Source organism: Methanomassiliicoccales archaeon, from assembly GCA_014361295.1.
Classification (GTDB): Archaea; Thermoplasmatota; Thermoplasmata; order Methanomassiliicoccales; family JACIVX01; genus JACIVX01.
Genome location: JACIVX010000107.1, coordinates 1 through 789, shown reverse-complemented (window position 1 = coordinate 789; position 789 = coordinate 1). Strand labels below are relative to the sequence as shown.

General features: G+C 45.5%; 1 protein-coding gene. It reads left to right on the top strand.

Translation table 11 applies throughout. The features are described from left to right. Positions 1 to 30: 30 nt before the first annotated feature. A partial coding sequence (locus H5T41_11425) for a cobalt chelatase (GenBank protein MBC7109369.1) occupies positions 31 to 789 on the top strand: 759 nt, incomplete at its 3' end.

The following is a 789-nucleotide window of genomic DNA, read 5'->3' as shown; positions in this document are numbered from 1 at the left end:
TTACCCCATGTTAAGATAGATGAGAAACTATTGGAACTTATCGCGAGAATATGCGTTAACGTTGGCGTGGATGGTCACAGGGCTGACATAGCCATCCTTAAAGCGTCAAAGGCTATAGCGGCATACAATGGTAGGACAAGGGTCTTGCCTGAGGATCTTGAAGAGGCTGTTGAACTGGTCCTAGGGGAGAGAATACCTGAAAGATCATATGCCCGTCAGGATGTGAAAAGGCAAATACAAAAGGCAAAGGGTGAAATGGGACAGGAAGAACTTGGAGAGTCTGAGGAGGAAGCCGTGGGGGGTGAGAACCCCCCGCCGGATGAGAAGGGATACGGTGGTGAGAGCAGACAACCCAGCTTGGGCTCGGCTGATTTGAAGATGGCGCCAAATCCCAGTGAAAGGACAATAAAAGAAGAGGAGGTTGACATAGACCTTAAAAAGATCTTGAAATTTAAGGGTAAGAAGAACAGGAGACTCTATGGTAGCAGAGTAGAATCAAAAACAGAGAAGGGGAAATATGTAAAGAGCAAAATGTTAAAGGGGAAATCGAAGGACATAGCCATAGATGCAACATTGAGAGCAGCGGCCCTCAAATCAGAAGGTCGTATAATGGTGGAACCAGAGGATCTCCGCGAGAAGATCAGAAAACATGGTGCAAGGGCTAGCATAGCACTTGTAGTGGATATAAGCGGGTCCATGTTCACAGACCAGAAAGCAGCCAAGATAAAAAACATATTAAACAAGATAATACAGGATGCTCAACGTCACAAGGACAAATTAAGTGTCATA